The organism is Gammaproteobacteria bacterium CG11_big_fil_rev_8_21_14_0_20_46_22 (assembly GCA_002796245.1).
In the GTDB taxonomy this organism is placed as follows: Bacteria; Pseudomonadota; Gammaproteobacteria; order UBA12402; family UBA12402; genus 1-14-0-20-46-22.
This window is the reverse complement of the sequence record PCWT01000048.1, coordinates 110,549-124,256: the sequence shown is the minus strand read 5'-3', so window position 1 is coordinate 124,256 and position 13,708 is coordinate 110,549. Positions and strand designations below refer to the sequence as shown.

Sequence of the window (13,708 nt, the reverse complement as noted above, 5' to 3'; positions counted from 1 at the left end):
CCCAACAGTCTTTTCTTTCTAAAGAAAAATCGATCAGGTTAGTGTAAGTAGGGGTTTTTTTCACGGCTTAAATCTCTAAGAAATTGCACAACAAACAAATCAAGATGCATTAGCAACGTTACCCACGTCTGCTGATGTGCACTGATTAGGAGAGCCTAAAGTACAGCTAACGTTAAAGCAAGCTCCTCCAGTACCGCCCCAAATTGGATTGACCCCATCCAGTGGCTCAATAAAAACGGAGCGCGCATTTGTTGGAGTACCACCAGCAATTGCCAAAATGGCGTATAACGATGCTGCATTACAGCGCCTAGTTGTACCAGAAGAAAATGTCGCAGCGGGAGTTGCCCCCACATTTCTCTGCCCCCCAGATATTGCAGTAACACAGTTTGCGTCACTATATGGGGTAACCCGAGTTGATGTCACCGTTTTGGACCCCGACGGACTGTTCCCAATAATAACAGTACAGCCCACGCTATTCTCTGCCGAAGGAGAAAATAAATTATTTACCGTGACACCATAAGCAGCGTTTCCCAGCAAGGCAATTGAAATCAACGCAGATTTTTTTGAAAACAGAAAGGACTTCATGGCCTCACTCCTTGTGCTAACTTGGGCACCAAGTCTACCCAAAAAATATTGCGATTGCCAAGCTTTTTTATCTCCGTAAAAAACACCTAGTCGAGCAAGGCTTCCACTTTTTCCACACAAATAAAATCGTTCTCAGTCACGCCATCCACCGCGTGGGTTTGAAAGTGCACGATGCAGCGGTTAAAACTCACTTCAAGATCAGGGTGGTGCATTTCGCGATTGGCCATCCAGGCCACGGCGTTGACAAAACTCATGGTTTTTAAAAAGCCTTTGAACTCGATGGTTTTCGTCAGGCGACGTTTGCCAGCGTCATAGCGCCAATCCGGATATTGTGCGATGCGCGCCTGAATTTCAGACTCTGGCAAGGCCTCTATGCCGCCTTCGCAGCCCACACAGTGTATCGTTTTGCTCATGGTGAACTCCTTAATTTAATGGATTCCCGCCTGCGCGGGAATGACGGTAAGCACAGGAATAACAGTAGAGGTAATAGCGCGCTTAAAATGACACGTATTAACATGTGATAAATGGGCGGTCTTGCCGCACTTTGATTTCATCCAGTGCTTCTCTCAAAATCTTCTCGTCCATCATTTTATACAGACTTTCCAGTGAGTCGATCACAAAGTAACGATCCTGAATACGGTCATAGAAATATTTCGTCAACAGCACTTCGTGCAAATTGAAAGACTTACGCGTCGGGCATGAATCTTCCAAAGCATAGATCGTTTCTTGATGTGAAGACAAAATACCACCGCCATACACACGAAGGCCAGCCTCGGTTTTCACCAAACCAAACTCAATCGTAAACCAAAACAAGCGGCTTAAAATAGTACGTAATTGATGATTAAGGCTTGAAGCAAACTCGCCGTACCATTGCACGAAATCCGCATAAGCGGGGTTGGTGAGCATCGGGCAGTGGCCAAAAATTTCATGAAAAATATCGGGCTGCTGCAGGTAATCGAGCTCTTCCATCACGCGAATAAAGGTCGCCACCGGAAATTCACGGCGTGCGAGCATGGCAAAAAATTCATCGACTTGTATCGTGCCATCGACAGGAGTCACTTTCCAGCCAGTGACACTAAGGCGATCTGAAAGGTCTAAAAGGCTCGGAATCTGATTTTCTGACAGGCCAAGCGTGGCAATGCCCTCAAAAAATTCAGGGCAAGCTCGGTTGACAATCGTTTTTTGCTGGCGCGCGATGAGTACTTTCCAAACGTTATGCTCATCTGGTGTAAAAGGAATTGTTCCATCCGGACCGGGCTTTTTGGCAATGTATTTCACAGATTCTTTCTCGCTTTTTAGGCGAAGTGTAGCAAAGCGAAGCTGGCTCAGCAATTAATGCTTTTTTGGGTAGTGATTAAGCATGTAGCAATAGACCCAAGCGATCAGCTCCTCGTGAGCTGTTTTTCGTCGGGCTTTTTTGAACCAAGGTAGGTCTTTTAACCCTTGCCTAACGATAGGATCACGCAAGTACTGAAAAGCCGTTTCAATCGTGGCAGGAATACTGGCGCCCGTTTTTTGAGTCTTTGAATAAACAGGCTGGGGTACACCCCGAGCCTTTAAGTATTCACGCACGAGATAGCGCCCAACTCTATCTCGTCGCTTAAATTTCTCAGGCAGATGAAAACAGAACTCGACAAGCTTAGGGTAAAGCAAAGGATAACGGTACTCCAGCCCCTGGTGGTCGCCCAACATGGCGTGATACTCGATACGCCAACGCAATGTATCACTTCTAGAGCCCTGTAGATGATCCCACTCATAAGCACGGACGCTTTTATAATAACCTTTTTTGTAAAAAATCGGTGTGTGACGAACGTTTTCTTTTAGCAAGCTTTTTATCGGCGAACTAGCCGTTTCAACCCGAGTCAAGACAAAGAAGATCGCCGGATGCATCGCTTTGAACAACTTTTCTGCCTTTTTTAATGTACTTAATGATAAAAGACAGTTTCTGTGCTCGTGAAAAAATTGTCGCCAAACAACAGCTAGACCTTGCTGCCGAAAAGTACTCGCATGAGAACAAGTCGCTGGAGCACGCGAGGAAACACACTCATCCCCACCAGTGCCTGATAGCACAATGCGCTTACCCGCTTGTAAAACTGCATGATTGGTATTTTGGGTAAACATGGGTAACAAAAATGCAGGTAACCCGGCAAAGACCTCTGAACAGTAACGCAGCTCTTTTATTAGATCAAAACCCCGTGAACCAACAAATGAAATAGCATTTATACCAAGCTGCTTTAAGAGAAGCCTTGCCAAATCACTATCATCTTATTGACCTGTTGTGTTGTTTTCTGGCTCTGGCGCAACATGCATAAATAAAGGGTAATTTAAACCGAGCGCTTTCGCGGCAGTTAGTATCGTTGAAGAATCCAAACCACCGCTCAACTCACCAGCCAGGCCGTCTTCGACACCGTTCGTGTAATAAAGCAAAGACTCTTCTAGCAAATCAGAAAATCGACTTAAACAAGATTTATCACTAGAAATTTTTAAGTCATGAACCTCGGGGTCTAACGCCCAATACCGCGTCTTCCTCAGCTCGCCTTTTCGCGTTAAATAGACCGCACATCCCGGCTCAACACGAAAAATATCCTCATAAAATGTTTCATCCGTGTAGCGTGTTGTTAGCGTCACCGCGGCCAAAACAGTGGATTGGTTGAGCTTAGGGCGTTTGCCACAAAAGCACAGAGGCAAGGCGGTAAAAAAGAATTAAGCAAACGGGTTATACGGCGGAATCATGTCAATCGTTTTTGTCATAGCAAAAAAGGGATAGCGACAAAAATCCAACGTGCAACCTCTTTCATGAAATACCCTTTTGCCTAAAGCCCGCAGACTTCAGTATATCGAGCCCCAAGCTTTTCACACCAAGCAAAATGACTGAAATACTCAGCGCCCGACTTTCTCGGGCAAAATGGTTTGAAGTAATCGCATGTGCCGATCCAGCGCACCACGATTATTTTCAATGACATGTAGGGCTTTCTGGCCAACACTCATACGAAGGTTGGCATCGGCCAACCAAGCACTCAAGGTATCAGCCAGCCCACGCCAATCAGGCACTTGCACCATGCCGCCAGCATCAAGCAAAAGCTCCGTGACTTCAGCAAAATTAAACGTGTTCGGACCCGTTAAAATCGGCATGCCATACAAAGCCGCTTCCAGCATATTGTGCCCGCCCGTGGGAACGAGGCTGCCGCCAATAAAGGCGACATCAGCAGCACCCAAAAGCATGCGCAGCTCGCCCATGGTATCACCCAAGTAGATTTGGTGCTCAGGCAAACAAGGCAAAGATTGGCTACGACGCAAGGTGTTAAAGCCTTGTTTTTCACACAAATGAAACACCTTATCAAAGCGCTCGGGGTGACGCGGCACCAAGATCAACAAGCTGTCCGGGTGTTGCTCGCACACTTTTTTATGTGCGCGTAACACCAACTCATCTTCACCCTCATGCGTACTGGCGGCAATCCAGACCGCGCGCGAACTACCCAAATCACTGCGCAACATATCCGCCGTTTCACGCACACTTTGCGGCAAAGTAAAATCAAACTTCATATTGCCCACAGCGTGAACCTTATCCGGTTTAGCGCCCAGCTCAATAAAACGATTGGCATCCGCTTTCGCTTGTGCAGCAATTAAAGAAATATCTTGCAGCATAGAGCGCGTCATCGATTTGACCACGGGTAACCCATAACCACGAGCAGATCGAGCGGATAGGCGAGCATTGGCCAAAAACGTGGGAATGTTTCTCGCGCGGCAGACACGCAAAATGTTCGGCCATAGCTCAGTTTCCATGAGAATACACAATTCAGGCTGCACTTTATCCAAAAAGTGGCCAACGACTCGCGCGATATCGTAAGGTGCGTAGACATGGAACACTTCAGGGGGCAAATTAAATTTAATGCGCTCAGACCCCGTCGGCGTCATGCACGTCACGATAATCGGCGTACTCGGGTATTCTTTAATTAACGCTTGAATCAAAGGTTGTGAGGCGAGCACTTCGCCCACCGAGACCGCATGCACCCAAATACCGTGTTGCTTCTCTTTAGGGATGTCAAAATGGGCAAAACGTTCGCGAATGCGGCGCTTATAGTCGGGCGCGTGGCGTGCACGCCAATACAAGCGTAAAATCGCCAACGGGGCGATGAGGTTGACCAAAACATTATAAAGCATGCGCATTATTTAACCCAAGAAGTGTCTTATTTTCCAAAATCTGCTAGAATATACCAGCTTTTGAAAATGATATTAATAACTAAACATGCTCAACGCGTTATTCTACCGTCACAAAGCCATGTTGATCTGCGGTTTAATCGGCTTAATCTTTGGCCCCGTAGGCTTGGTATTTGGTTTAATCATCGGCTTTATGATCGATCGTGGCAGGCCCATGGCTTTTGGCAATCGTCAGGCTAACCAAGCGTTTTTCGAAGCCACTTTTCTCATTATGGGTTATCTATCCAAAGCTGATGGTCAAGTTTCTGACAAAGAAATTCAATACGCACGCCAAGTGATGAAACACTGGCACCTAAGCCCACGCCAAACCGAAGAGGCCATGCGTTTATTTTACCAAGGCAAAAACCAAGAATTTGATCGCTACGAAGTGTTGAAAAAACTTCGCCAACATTACGGTCACCGACCACGCATGCTCGCGCAATTTATCAATATCCAGGCAAGACTGTGTTACATCAACGGCATGCTCAATCCCCAACTCAAACCCTTACTGCAAGACATCGCAGCCATCACAGGCCTAGGCCCCTTAAATTTTGCCTACTACGATTTAATGTTCGGCTGGAAAGCGCATTTTGAGCAAGCACGACGAGGTGGTTATCAACACCAACAAGGCAGTGGGTTTCAACAACGCTATACCACCTCAATTAACGAGGCCTATAAAATTTTAGGCGTTAACCAAGATGCGAATAAAAACGATGTGAAACGCGCCTACCGAAAGCTCATGAGCCAATATCACCCCGATAAATTGATGTCTAAAGGTTTATCGGAAGCAGAAATGCAAGCCGCCACCGAAAAAGCGCAAAAGATCAAAGCCGCTTACGAGCAGATTTGCCAGGAAAAGTCTTGGTAGCCACTGTTTTATCGAGCAACCGCTTTTTGCAGCAACCGTCTTTGCGAGGAGCGTAGCGACGCGGCAATCTCTACACCAATAAACAAAATTCCCGCGCTCACTGTCGCCCGCCTTTTTTGGCCCCGATACTTTAACACCGCTCGCACATCGCATCGTGGGGTAGGCTTTTCAGGAACAGGCTCCTGCCTTCCCGCTCCCTTACGTCCGTGTATCGCAGGCCCTGAAAACCCTACCCCACAATGCGTTCATGCGCTCGCTGCTTTGGACGAGGGTTTTTCTTCTGCAGGGCCTCTGGAGGCATGGATGCCGGAAGGGAGCGGCCAGGGATGGCGAAAAGCGTCCCTGCAGAAGAGAAACGAGAGACCAAAAAAAGCGAGCCGTATCAAAACACTTGGAATCTAAAACAAAAACCTAAAACCGATGCGTGAAACACACCGCAGCGTGATACCCCACAGGCGCATCGATCAATTGCACACACAAACCTTCGCCATTTTCAGGCGTGTTCAGCAAGCGGGCTGGGCCGTCTTCTATCGCAATTTCTATGTCTTTCAGCGAAGCGTTTAAGCCGACACCGATGGCTTTAATCACCGCTTCTTTACACACCCACAATTGGTAAAAACCGCGTAATACGTCTGACTCGGGCAGACTCTCAAGCCAGGCGATTTCACTATCGGCAAAAAAGCGCTGGGCTAAACTCATAGGCTCTAAGCTTGCGCGCTCATGCTCCACATCCACCCCAATCGGCTGATCGCTCAAACCTATCAATAGATAGTCGTGGCTGTGGGAGAGGTTAAACTCGATACCACGATCAGGCAAATACGGTTTGCCGTGCTCACCGTAGGCAAAGGTTAAACGCTCTGGCGCACGACCCAAAGCCTGGCCCAAGGTCTCACGCAGTATGCCGCGGGACAGGACATAGTGATCCTGCAAGGCTTGCGTGCGAAAACGCTGCTGCTTTTCGTGCTCATCGTCGCTTAAATACGGTAAATAGCGCGCAACATCGCAGTTTCGAAGATCGAGCGGGCCTGTAAGCACATAAGGGTTTTCTTTCATGCTAGCCATTCTAATACGGCCGAGGCTGCTTTGGATAATTTTTTTGTGGTGTTAATAGTTTTTTAAGCAAAGGTACCTTATAGTGGCTAAATAAATAAACAAAAGAAAGGAGAAGAACAATGGCGTTTCAAGACGGTGATGAGTTTGATTTCGATGAGGTTTTTGGCGATGATAAAGAAAGCCAGAAAACAACAGCTACAGCAGATGGCGACTCTGTTCTTGACGACCAAAACGACGATGATGAGTTTGACGATGATGGGGTTAGTGAGGTTCAAAGTCAACCAGCACGGCACGACTCCTCTGCGACAGAACTCTCCGCAATGACCAGCGCAGATCAATTGACCGAAGGCGACAGAGACCGAACAAACTCCGCACCACCCAGCCTGCCGCTCGACCCCTTAAACCCTACAGGGCCAAGAGATATCCAAAAGCCTGCAGGTTATTCCTTATCTGAACTGCTAGCACGGAACTCAGACATCTTACACTGCGGCTGCCCAACTAGTGGGAGACAGCTAGCGAGGCAAGCGCTTGGTGACAGAGTGTTTGAACTGGACCAACTGAACTCCGAGCGTGCTGAAGGCGGCGGAGAAACCCAAACCTTTGAAGGGCCAAGCCACACAAGCTAAACGCCATCATTTTGGGTCGATGAAATACCCATCCAAACCAAAATCCCTTGACCTTCGCCCATTCACTTATAGAATGGGCAATCTTTTAATGGCCTAAAGGATAGCTTATGACGATGATTGATGGCGCGTTATACCGCAACATGATCTTAGCCGGTGCGAATCGGGTGATCAGCAAGCAAGCCGACATCAACAAAATCAACGTCTTTCCGGTGCCCGATGGGGACACGGGCAGCAATATGGCCTATACCTTTTCCAGTATCGCCAACGCGATTAAGCCGGAAACTGATGCAAATATCGGCCAATTGAGCCGAAAAATGGCCGAGGCAGCGATTAACGGCGCGCTGGGCAATTCAGGCTCCATCCTCGCGCAATTCTTCCAAGGCTTAAACGACTGCTTTAAGTCTGAGGCCGCAATCCCTGTATCACTTTTTGCCAAAACAGCCGCACACGCCGCTCAATCCGCCCGCGAAGCGATTGAAAACCCCGTGGAAGGCACCATCATCACCGTCATGCATGACTGGGGCGCTTGGCTTTTGGCTCATCACCATGGTTTTAGCGATATCCACGAATTATTGCCTGAAAGCCTAGGCGAAGCTGAGCGCTCATTGGCTCACACACCGGAACAGCTTGAAATCCTCTCTCGCAACCACGTGGTGGACGCGGGCGCGCAGGGTTTCGTGCATTTCTTGCAAGGCATGAACGATTTTCTGACCATCGGCCATATCGACCACATCAACGTCGAAAACCTCGATGAAGAAAACCATGAAGAAGCCGTTCAAGTCGACAACGACGCTGACATTCATATGAGCCACCACGAAAACCACGTGGATAATGCGTCTAACCTGATTAACCAATACTGCACCGAATGCATCATCCACGGTAAAAATCTCAACATCAAAGCGATCCGCTCAGAGATGGCACGCTGGGGTAATTCATTGGTGGTTGTGGGTAATGATCATAAAGTGAAAATTCACGTGCACACGAACGCGCCCGAAAAAGTCTTTCGCAAAGCCGGCGAATACGGCGAGCTCTTGGAAACCAAAGCCGATGATATGTGGGCGCAGTACCGCGCTTCGATCAATTGGCACATGAATAAAAAAGTGGCGATACTCACCGACTCCGCCTGCGGCTTACCGCAAGAGTTATTCGTGAAATACAACATCACCATTATGCCGTTGCAAGTCATGGTGAATAACCAACCGTATCTTGATGGCGTGAACATCACGCGCGAACAATTCTTTAAACACTTAGACGACAGTGATGCGCGCGTGAGCACCTCACAAGCTGCATTGCCCGACATGAAAATCGCTTTCGACAAAGGCCTAAGACAAGCTGACTCGATCGTGATGATCCCCTTGTCCAGCGGTATTAGCGGCACCTACAACAGCCTAAAACGCTTACGCGAACGCTATGCTGAAGCGGATATCCATGTGATTGACAGCAAAAGTGCAGCCGGTGGCCAAGGCTTGGTCGTGCTTGCAGCCGCGCGCGCAGCGGCTGAAGGTAAAAGCGCTGACGAAGTGGTGCGTATTGCAGAATATACGGCCGCGCAAACACAACAATTTATCAGCTTTAAAACCATGAAGTACGCCGTTAAAGGCGGTCGGGTGAAACGCTCGACTGGCATCATCGTCGACACCTTAAATTTGAAACCTGTGATGCACTTTGACGCAGAAGGCAAAATTGTGAAAGCCGGTATGGCGCTGGGCACCACCCTTAGCCGCCGTAAAATTGTGAATCTTGCTTCAAAAGTCGCGGAGACCATGCGACACCCAAGCTTTATCATTAGCCACGTGGGCGCGTACGATGATGCATTAAAGGTGGCGCAAACACTGCAAAAACGCTTCAACCTTCAAACACTGCCTAGCATCGTTGAGCTCACCCCCGTCGTTGCCACGCACGTGGGCTTAGGTGGTGTGGGTATTGCGGTTACGAACTTACAGCCGTAAACGGCGCTTTAATAACACAAGAATACAGCGCTTAAAAGGAAGTCGCTTATGGATGCACTGATTTTATTGCTGCGGCAAAGACTTCGTCAGATAGCGCTCAGCGGGATTATCAGCGAAGCCGATCATTGCCTGCTGCTGCTTAGTACTGGCATATTTCACTACCAACAAGCTTCAAATGAATTCTCAGCAATACTGGTCTCAGGTAGGGTGACCCATCCAGCTCAATACACCAGCATCATGAGCTCGCTCACTGCGGCAGAAAATGTTTTCTCTGCTGTGTGCAACAGACCTGCAGACTCTACGAGCTTAGCCTTTGCCTTGTTGTTACTTAATCAGGTCTATAAACTCAAACATTTACTCACAGAAAACCTTCTTTCTATAATGCCGCCAAGCTTCCACGGTTAGGGGACACGCCCTAGCAACACCCATAAAAAAACCGCCAATCGGCGGTTTTTTTATCAGAGGATAAAATCATTTATTTAATTTTATCTTCCACGAATTCCACGTGCATGCCGCACTTGCCTGTTTCAGGGTTGTACGCGCGTGGGTCAAAGTATTTCTTACGAAACTTGCCTTTTTCAGCCATAGGACTGCGCTTGTTTTTGGTCGTGGTTTTGAAATAACCGGTTTTTTTACCTTTTTGGTTCAAACCTGTTGAGATCATACGGATCTTTTCACGAATTGCTGCCATTAGTTAGCTCCTTCACGTGAACGGATATCGGCCAATACAGTCTCGATACCTTTCTTATCGATGATGCGCATACCTTTTGCGCTGACACGCAAACGCACATAACGGCCTTCAGATGGCACATAAAAGCGTTTTTCGTGTAAATTTGGCTCAAAACGACGGCGCGTTTTATTATTCGCGTGTGACACATTATTGCCTGTCACGGGGCGTTTACCTGTTACCTGGCATACTTTAGCCATGATTCTTCTCCGATTTCTGCCATAGTTTGGACGAAAGGCGCACTTTATATCATAAAGGCCGCCACGGGTGCAAGTGCTTTTGTTTTCGAAGCCGGCGCCGTAGTTTTGGTTCACGATCCCCAGAAAACCTGATAGCATCCCGCTCATGCATGAAATTGACCTCAAAATACTAGACGATCGCCTGGGCAAAGACATCCCTTTGCCAAATTATGCGACCCACGGTTCCGCCGGCATGGACCTTCGCGCCCTATTGGATGAACCCCTCATGTTGGCGCCTGGCGAGACGACCCTCATAAAAACCGGACTTGCCATTCACATCGCCGACCCAGGCCTGGCCGCTGTGATATTGCCGCGTTCGGGCTTGGGCCACAAGCACGGTATCGTGTTGGGCAACTTGGTGGGTCTGATCGACTCAGATTATCAAGGTGAGCTGATGGTCTCATGCTGGAACCGCTCCACCGTGCCCTTTACAATTGAACCTTTCGAGCGTATCGCGCAACTGGTGATCGTGCCGGTGGTGCAAGCCAAATTTAATCTTGTAGACAACTTCAACGAAAGCCACCGGGGCACCGGGGGGTTTGGCCATTCAGGACGACAATAATGACCGCTCTTTCACCCGATATTTTTCGCACTTATGATATTCGCGCGATTGCCGACACTCAGCTCAATGATGAAGCCGTGGTGCTCATCGCTAACGCACTGACCCATACTCTAAACGGTTTGAACCAGAGGCAACTTATTATCGGGCGCGATGGCAGACTTTCGAGCCCGCGTATTTTCAAAACGCTCTGCGACGCGCTTTTGGCATTAGGCGTCGATGTGATTGACGTTGGTGTACTACCCACACCTTTACTATATTACGCTTGCAACACACTGGATGCGCGATCAGCCATTATGATCACCGCAAGCCACAACCCCGCCGAATACAATGGCATTAAGCTCTTATTCGATCGGAATGTTTCAAGCAGTGAAGCGATCAAAGGTTTGTACGACTTAGCACTCAAGCCAGCACCCAAAGCTAAAACACCCGGCCAATACACGCGGGTTGATACGATCATTAAAAATTATTGCCAATCGGTGATGAGCCGCATCACGCTGGAAAACCCACCCAAAGTGGTGATTGACTACAGCAATGGCGCCACTTGCTTAGTTGCGCCGCAGCTGTTTCGCGCCCTAGGCTGCGAGGTCATCGACCTTTACGAAAACCTCGACGGACATTTTCCTAATCATGAGCCGGAACCCACGCAGCCCAAAAACCTTGCTGATTTAATTCAAAAAGTGAAAGACGAGCAGGCTGATTTAGGTATCGCTTTTGACGGTGATGGTGATCGCATGGTGGCCGTGACCAACGAGGGTGAAATGATTTTTCCCGATCGCATGCTGGCGCTCTTTGCGCAAGACACTCTCAAAAAAATGCCTGGCAAACCCATTGTGTACGATGTGAAATGTTCTTATTTATTAAAGCGCATCATCGAAGAAGCCGATGGCGAGCCAGTACTGTCTGCAACGGGACACACATTGATCAAAGGCTTGGCCAAAAAAGTCGGCGCCGCTTTAGCCGGTGAGATGAGCGGCCACTTCATTTTTTATGATCGCTGGTTTGATTTTGACGACGGTATTTATGCCGGCGTACGATTCTTAGAATTGCTCAACACGCAATCAATGGATGAAATCAAAGCGCGCTTAATCCAGACTGCCGCCACGCCTGAAATCCAAATGCCTGTGGCTGAATCGGACAAAGCTCACATCATGTCAGCTTTATCCAACCTCAAGCTTGAGGGCGCAACCATGATCACCGTTGACGGCGTTCGCGCAGAGTGGCCAGACGGCTTTGCCCTGGTTCGACCATCCAACACCACGCCATGTTTGGTTTTTCGCTTTGAAGCGAGTGATCAAAAAAAGCTCGAGAGATTGATCGGCGAATTTAAGCAGGCAATAATGAAGCTATTGCCCGAACTTAGCTTGCCTTTTTAAGACCGAGTGAAAATAATAAGGGCATGGACGCTGTCGATAAATCCCCACAGTTTTATCCCGTCGAATGGAAAGACGTTAAAGATCGTGTCAGCGAGCTCCAACCGCGCCTGGCTGTTGCCATTGATCGCCTAATCAGTGAAGAGAAAGAACTGCCACTCTATTACGCGCGCTATTCTTACGGCTCCTTGATTGTTGATGAAAGCGGGGTTTTTAATTTCCCGCTCGATGGAAAACTGATACCTATTACAAGCCAAGACTGCCCAAAAGATTTGCGTGCAGCATTTGATTACGATGCCAACGCCATGCCACTAAGCCTGGTTTTGAGCGGGAGCCTGGATTTATTCATGTCCGAGCGGCCCGACCAAATTGAAACTTTTGCCAATTATGATGCAGGAACCGTGTTAGCACTGCGGCGTCTTTTAGACCCCAACCCTGAACTATCATTTCACACACGTAAAACCTGGCGAATTTCTTCAGGCGCTCGAACGCCCATAATGATCCCGAGCATTAGCAATCGAACACAATTTGATAAGCTCAGAAGAAAATATGGCTTAACCACTCACAAACCCAACTCACAAAGTGAGCACTGGGCTTTTTTTAGAGACTTAGCGAACTCAGCCGATTTCCCAACACCTTGGTTTACTGAAATGCTGCTTTTTCCAAAACCCTGGCTGCCTAAAAATGATACGGTAGCCTGGCAGCTGTTTCACCACGAGCTCTTATCGATTGCCTGGAAGGCAACCGCATTTGCAAGAAACTTAAAATTCATTGATCGCGTCTGGTCAAACTTCATTAACAGCCTAAGAAACAAAAGAGCAACGCCTTATGTTCTAGCCGTCTTAAAGCACATCATTGAAGTCTCTCTGGGTGAGATGCCAGCCTACCGCGTTGTTAACGAGAACAATCCAAGAGGGCCTTTTCCAACCATTGCTGAACTTGTCGTCAAGGACTACGGCTTGAAAGACGCTCTTCCTCTGATTGTTGAGCCGAGCTTTTTTAGCAAAGACACAGAAGAACTTTTTGTTTCTCTAAAATTTTTAACACAACCTTGGACACTCGAAGCGCCAATAGAAAATCTAAGCCTCATGTCACACTTGCGCGAAGTGCAGTATTTGCTGACACAGTTTTTAGATTATCTTCACCCGAACCACGCTGAAACGGCTGACACACCTTTTGCCAGTCTAAATGATTTAGAATACGACTTTTATCACTATTCTGATGATCCCCACGAAGAGATCCACCCCTCACACCAAGCGTTTTTAGACAACGCGGCTGCTAACCAACTGATTAGACGCTACGGCAAACAAGACATGCCTCGCTCACCTAAAAATGAATTTTTATCTGGACTGGTCAAAATTAAAAAGAAGAATTATACTTAGCCCAAACAACAATAGTGTTTTACCCTATTTTCAAAGAGTGTATCAAATGAGTATTTCTTTTGTAATGATTGAGCTCAACAGCTCAGATACTGAAAACACAAGCGCCCAACAACAAAACCGTTTGCCAGTCATAGAAATCGAAGAGCTTGT

The 13,708-nt window shown here is 47.8% G+C and carries 16 protein-coding genes; 7 read left to right on the top strand and 9 right to left on the bottom strand.

The features are described from left to right. Positions 1-155 precede the first annotated feature (155 nt). The 6 genes from COV52_05980 to COV52_05955 all read right to left on the bottom strand — a co-directional run bounded on the left by COV52_05980 (position 156) and on the right by COV52_05955 (position 4,752). Complete coding sequence (locus COV52_05980) at positions 156-353, bottom strand: hypothetical protein (GenBank protein ID PIR11052.1); 198 nt, start codon at positions 351-353, stop codon at positions 156-158. 318 nt (positions 354-671) lie between these two features. Continuing rightward, on the bottom strand, positions 672-998 hold the full coding sequence (locus tag COV52_05975) for a 4a-hydroxytetrahydrobiopterin dehydratase (GenBank protein PIR11051.1): 327 nt from the start codon (positions 996-998) through the stop codon (positions 672-674). 97 nt (positions 999-1,095) lie between these two features. After that, complete coding sequence (phhA, locus tag COV52_05970) at positions 1,096-1,917, bottom strand: phenylalanine 4-monooxygenase (protein ID PIR11050.1); 822 nt, start codon at positions 1,915-1,917, stop codon at positions 1,096-1,098. Beyond that, positions 1,918-2,838, bottom strand: coding sequence for a hypothetical protein (locus tag COV52_05965; GenBank protein PIR11049.1), 921 nt, complete (start codon positions 2,836-2,838; stop codon positions 1,918-1,920). It lies immediately after the preceding gene. Positions 2,839-2,850: 12 nt separating this feature from the next. Continuing rightward, positions 2,851-3,222 (bottom strand): hypothetical protein, encoded by a 372-nt coding sequence (locus COV52_05960; GenBank protein PIR11048.1) that lies wholly within the window; start codon positions 3,220-3,222, stop codon positions 2,851-2,853. 243 nt (positions 3,223-3,465) lie between these two features. Then, positions 3,466-4,752 carry a 3-deoxy-D-manno-octulosonic acid transferase gene (locus tag COV52_05955; GenBank protein PIR11047.1) on the bottom strand — a complete coding sequence of 429 codons (1,287 nt, stop codon included), beginning with the start codon at positions 4,750-4,752 and terminating at the stop codon, positions 3,466-3,468. A 79-nt stretch (positions 4,753-4,831) separates the two neighbouring features. Between COV52_05955 and COV52_05950 the strand changes: the two genes are divergently transcribed. Next, positions 4,832-5,650: a co-chaperone DjlA gene (locus tag COV52_05950; GenBank protein PIR11046.1), complete on the top strand. Its 819-nt coding sequence runs from the start codon at positions 4,832-4,834 to the stop codon at positions 5,648-5,650. A gap of 411 nt (positions 5,651-6,061) precedes the next feature. On the opposite strand, the gene COV52_05945 is transcribed toward COV52_05950, so the two are convergent. Further along, positions 6,062-6,712 carry a 4-phosphopantetheinyl transferase gene (locus COV52_05945; protein ID PIR11045.1) on the bottom strand — a complete coding sequence of 217 codons (651 nt, stop codon included), beginning with the start codon at positions 6,710-6,712 and terminating at the stop codon, positions 6,062-6,064. 110 nt (positions 6,713-6,822) lie between these two features. On the opposite strand from COV52_05945, the gene COV52_05940 reads away from it, so the two are divergent. The 3 genes from COV52_05940 (at position 6,823) to COV52_05930 (ending at position 9,683) form a co-directional block, all read left to right on the top strand. After that, complete coding sequence (locus COV52_05940; GenBank protein PIR11044.1) at positions 6,823-7,329, top strand: hypothetical protein; 507 nt, start codon at positions 6,823-6,825, stop codon at positions 7,327-7,329. Positions 7,330-7,436: 107 nt separating this feature from the next. Continuing rightward, the gene (locus COV52_05935) at positions 7,437-9,278 is read left to right on the top strand and encodes a hypothetical protein (protein ID PIR11043.1); all 1,842 of its coding nucleotides are present in this window, start codon (positions 7,437-7,439) and stop codon (positions 9,276-9,278) included. Positions 9,279-9,326: 48 nt separating this feature from the next. Continuing rightward, positions 9,327-9,683, top strand: a complete 357-nt coding sequence (locus tag COV52_05930) for a hypothetical protein (protein ID PIR11042.1) — start codon at positions 9,327-9,329, stop codon at positions 9,681-9,683. A 70-nt stretch (positions 9,684-9,753) separates the two neighbouring features. On the opposite strand, the gene COV52_05925 is transcribed toward COV52_05930, so the two are convergent. Further along, the gene (locus COV52_05925) at positions 9,754-9,969 is read right to left on the bottom strand and encodes a 50S ribosomal protein L33 (protein PIR11041.1); all 216 of its coding nucleotides are present in this window, start codon (positions 9,967-9,969) and stop codon (positions 9,754-9,756) included. After that, positions 9,969-10,205 (bottom strand): 50S ribosomal protein L28, encoded by a 237-nt coding sequence (locus COV52_05920; protein PIR11147.1) that lies wholly within the window; start codon positions 10,203-10,205, stop codon positions 9,969-9,971. Before COV52_05920 ends, COV52_05925 begins: the two co-directional genes overlap by 1 nt. 145 nt (positions 10,206-10,350) lie before the next feature. On the opposite strand from COV52_05920, the gene COV52_05915 reads away from it, so the two are divergent. From COV52_05915 to COV52_05905, 3 genes are read left to right on the top strand one after another with little or no spacing between them, the layout of a single operon-like run. After that, a complete protein-coding gene (locus COV52_05915) occupies positions 10,351-10,806 on the top strand; it encodes a dUTP diphosphatase (protein PIR11040.1) in 456 nt (151 codons plus the stop codon). Then, positions 10,806-12,179 (top strand): phosphomannomutase/phosphoglucomutase, encoded by a 1,374-nt coding sequence (locus tag COV52_05910; protein PIR11039.1) that lies wholly within the window; start codon positions 10,806-10,808, stop codon positions 12,177-12,179. Before COV52_05915 ends, COV52_05910 begins: the two co-directional genes overlap by 1 nt. 23 nt (positions 12,180-12,202) lie before the next feature. Next, positions 12,203-13,558 (top strand): hypothetical protein, encoded by a 1,356-nt coding sequence (locus tag COV52_05905; protein ID PIR11038.1) that lies wholly within the window; start codon positions 12,203-12,205, stop codon positions 13,556-13,558. Positions 13,559-13,708: the final 150 nt, after the last annotated feature.

What these genes read in the sequence shown, in the direction of transcription:
- COV52_05915 (PIR11040.1), top strand. Translation starts at nt 10,351, where the DNA reads ATGCATGAAATTGACCTCAAAATACTAGACGATCGCCTGGGCAAAGAC.
- COV52_05910 (PIR11039.1), top strand. Translation starts at nt 10,806, where the DNA reads ATGACCGCTCTTTCACCCGATATTTTTCGCACTTATGATATTCGCGCG.
- COV52_05950 (PIR11046.1), top strand. Translation starts at nt 4,832, where the DNA reads ATGCTCAACGCGTTATTCTACCGTCACAAAGCCATGTTGATCTGCGGT.
- COV52_05940 (PIR11044.1), top strand. Translation starts at nt 6,823, where the DNA reads ATGGCGTTTCAAGACGGTGATGAGTTTGATTTCGATGAGGTTTTTGGC.
- COV52_05975 (PIR11051.1), bottom strand. Translation starts at nt 998, where the DNA reads ATGAGCAAAACGATACACTGTGTGGGCTGCGAAGGCGGCATAGAGGCC.
- COV52_05920 (PIR11147.1), bottom strand. Translation starts at nt 10,205, where the DNA reads ATGGCTAAAGTATGCCAGGTAACAGGTAAACGCCCCGTGACAGGCAAT.
- COV52_05930 (PIR11042.1), top strand. Translation starts at nt 9,327, where the DNA reads ATGGATGCACTGATTTTATTGCTGCGGCAAAGACTTCGTCAGATAGCG.
- COV52_05925 (PIR11041.1), bottom strand. Translation starts at nt 9,969, where the DNA reads ATGGCAGCAATTCGTGAAAAGATCCGTATGATCTCAACAGGTTTGAAC.
- COV52_05980 (PIR11052.1), bottom strand. Translation starts at nt 353, where the DNA reads ATGTGGGGGCAACTCCCGCTGCGACATTTTCTTCTGGTACAACTAGGC.
- COV52_05905 (PIR11038.1), top strand. Translation starts at nt 12,203, where the DNA reads ATGGACGCTGTCGATAAATCCCCACAGTTTTATCCCGTCGAATGGAAA.
- COV52_05935 (PIR11043.1), top strand. Translation starts at nt 7,437, where the DNA reads ATGACGATGATTGATGGCGCGTTATACCGCAACATGATCTTAGCCGGT.
- COV52_05945 (PIR11045.1), bottom strand. Translation starts at nt 6,712, where the DNA reads ATGGCTAGCATGAAAGAAAACCCTTATGTGCTTACAGGCCCGCTCGAT.
- COV52_05955 (PIR11047.1), bottom strand. Translation starts at nt 4,752, where the DNA reads ATGCGCATGCTTTATAATGTTTTGGTCAACCTCATCGCCCCGTTGGCG.